The organism is Nocardia sp. NPDC060255 (assembly GCF_042727395.1).
Taxonomy (GTDB): Bacteria; Actinomycetota; Actinomycetes; order Mycobacteriales; family Mycobacteriaceae; genus Nocardia.
On record NZ_JBHXAU010000060.1, the window covers coordinates 1 to 3,163 of the forward strand.

At 53.7% G+C, this 3,163-nt stretch carries 1 tRNA gene and 2 rRNA genes; all 3 read left to right on the forward strand.

What is annotated here, in order from left to right:
- Positions 1–2,762, forward strand: a 23S ribosomal RNA gene (locus tag ACFWF1_RS43990); the annotation flags it as partial.
- A 130-nt stretch (positions 2,763–2,892) separates the two neighbouring features.
- Positions 2,893–3,008: ribosomal RNA gene (gene rrf, locus ACFWF1_RS43995) — 5S ribosomal RNA — on the forward strand.
- A 9-nt stretch (positions 3,009–3,017) separates the two neighbouring features.
- A tRNA-Asn gene (locus ACFWF1_RS44000) sits at positions 3,018–3,092 on the forward strand.
- Positions 3,093–3,163 lie beyond the last annotated feature (71 nt).

Consider the following 3,163-nt stretch of genomic DNA (forward strand, 5'->3'; position numbering starts at 1 on the left):
GGGTATGGAAGACAGACCCAGGGAACTGAAACATCTAAGTACCTGGAGGAAGAGAAAGCAAATGCGATTTCCTGAGTAGCGGCGAGCGAAACGGAACATAGCCCAAACCAAGAGGCTTGCCTCTTGGGGTTGTAGGACATTCTATACGGAGTTACAAAGGAACGAGGTAGATGAAGAGGTCTGGAAAGGCCCGCCATAGGAGGTAACAGCCCTGTAGTCAAAACTTCGTTCTCTCCTGAGTGGATCCTGAGTACGGCGGAACACGTGAAATTCCGTCGGAATCCGGGAGGACCATCTCCCAAGGCTAAATACTCCCTAGTGACCGATAGTGAACCAGTACCGTGAGGGAAAGGTGAAAAGCACCCCGGAAGGGGAGTGAAAGAGATCCTGAAACCGTGTGCCTACAAGTAGTCAGAGCCCGTTAACGGGTGATGGCGTGCCTTTTGTAGAATGAACCGGCGAGTTACGATCCCGTGCAAGGTTAAGCAGAAGATGCGGAGCCGCAGCGAAAGCGAGTCTGAATAGGGCGAATTGAGTACGTGGTCGTAGACCCGAAACCAGGTGATCTACCCATGTCCAGGGTGAAGTTCAGGTAACACTGAATGGAGGCCCGAACCCACGCACGTTGAAAAGTGCGGGGATGAGGTGTGGGTAGGGGTGAAATGCCAATCGAACCTGGAGATAGCTGGTTCTCTCCGAAATAGCTTTAGGGCTAGCCTCAAGGTAAGAGTCTCGGAGGTAGAGCACTGATTGGACTAGGGGCCCCTACCGGGTTACCGAATTCAGTCAAACTCCGAATGCCAATGACTTATCCTTGGGAGTCAGACTGCGAGTGATAAGATCCGTAGTCGAAAGGGAAACAGCCCAGACCGCCAGCTAAGGTCCCAAAGTATACGTTAAGTGGAAAAGGATGTGGAGTTGCTTAGACAACCAGGATGTTGGCTTAGAAGCAGCCACCATTTAAAGAGTGCGTAATAGCTCACTGGTCGAGTGACTCTGCGCCGAAAATGTACCGGGGCTAAACGTATCACCGAAGCTGCGGACTGTTCTTCGAACAGTGGTAGGAGAGCGTTCTAAGGGCTGTGAAGCCAGACCGGAAGGACTGGTGGAGCGCTTAGAAGTGAGAATGCCGGTATGAGTAGCGAAAGAGGGGTGAGAATCCCCTCCACCGAATGCCTAAGGTTTCCTGAGGAAGGCTCGTCCGCTCAGGGTTAGTCGGGACCTAAGCCGAGGCCGAAAGGCGTAGGCGATGGATAACAGGTTGATATTCCTGTACCACCTCCTCACCATTTGAGCAATGGGGGGACGCAGGAGGATAGGGTAAGCGCGGTATTGGATATCCGCGTCCAAGCAGTTAGGCTGATAAGTAGGCAAATCCGTTTCCCGTGAAGGCTGAGCTGTGATGGCGAGCGAATTATAGTAGCGAAGTTCCTGATTCCACACTGCCAAGAAAAGCCTCTAGCGAGGTGAGAGGTGCCCGTACCGCAAACCGACACAGGTAGGCGAGGAGAGAATCCTAAGGTGATCGAGAGAACTCTCGTTAAGGAACTCGGCAAAATGACCCCGTAACTTCGGGAGAAGGGGTGCTCTGTTAGGGTGCAAGCCCGAGAGAGCCGCAGTGAATAGGCCCAGGCGACTGTTTAGCAAAAACACAGGTCTCTGCGAAGCCGTAAGGCGAAGTATAGGGGCTGACGCCTGCCCGGTGCTGGAAGGTTAAGAGGAGCGCTTAGCGTAAGCGAAGGTGCGAATTGAAGCCCCAGTAAACGGCGGCCGTAACTATAACGGTCCTAAGGTAGCGAAATTCCTTGTCGGGTAAGTTCCGACCCGCACGAAAGGCGTAACGATCTGGGCACTGTCTCAACGAGAGACTCGGTGAAATTATAGTACCTGTGAAGATGCAGGTTACCCGCGACAGGACGGAAAGACCCCGTGGAGCTTTACTGCAGCCTGATATTGAATGTTGGTACAGCTTGTACAGGATAGGTAGGAGCCTTGGAAACCGGAGCGCCAGCTTCGGTGGAGGCATCGGTGGGATACTACCCTGGCTGTATTGACCTTCTAACCCGCCGCCCTTATCGGGCGGGGAGACAGTGTCAGGTGGGCAGTTTGACTGGGGCGGTCGCCTCCTAAAAGGTAACGGAGGCGCCCAAAGGTTCCCTCAGAATGGTTGGAAATCATTCGCAGAGTGTAAAGGCACAAGGGAGCTTGACTGCGAGACCTACAAGTCGAGCAGGGACGAAAGTCGGGCTTAGTGATCCGGTGGTTCCGCATGGAAGGGCCATCGCTCAACGGATAAAAGCTACCCCGGGGATAACAGGCTTATCTCCCCCAAGAGTCCACATCGACGGGGAGGTTTGGCACCTCGATGTCGGCTCATCGCATCCTGGGGCTGTAGTCGGTCCCAAGGGTTGGGCTGTTCGCCCATTAAAGCGGTACGCGAGCTGGGTTCAGAACGTCGTGAGACAGTTCGGTCCCTATCCGTCGCGGGCGCAGGAAATTTGAGAGGAGCTGTCCTTAGTACGAGAGGACCGGGATGGACGCACCGCTGGTGTACCAGTTGTTCTGCCAAGGGCATCGCTGGGTAGCTATGTGCGGACGGGATAAGTGCTGAAAGCATCTAAGCATGAAGCCCCCCTCAAGATGAGATTTCCCATTCCGCAAGGAAGTAAGATCCCTGAAAGATGATCAGGTTGATAGGTCTGAGGTGGAAGTGTGGCGACACATGGAGCTGACAGATACTAATCGATCGAGGACTTAACCTAAATATTTGTGAATGTCTAACCGTTATCTAGTTTTGAGAGAACGCTCTCAGAAAGCCAAAGGCAAGGAAACTCGGCTAAAGGCCCTCACATCCTGTGGGGAACGCCCAGTACCTTCGTCCTGAAGGCATAGTTTGGTGGCGATAGCGAAGAGGTCACACCCGTTCCCATGCCGAACACGGAAGTTAAGCTCTTCAGCGCCGATGGTAGTCGGGGGTTTCCCCCTGTGAGAGTAGGACATCGCCAGGCAGACTTCATTCCGCAGTAGCTCAGTGGTAGAGCTATCGGCTGTTAACCGATCGGTCGTAGGTTCGAATCCTACCTGCGGAGCCATTTATGGAGAGCTGTCCGAGTGGCCGAAGGAGCACGATTGGAAATCGTGTAGGCGGTAACCCCGTCTCAAG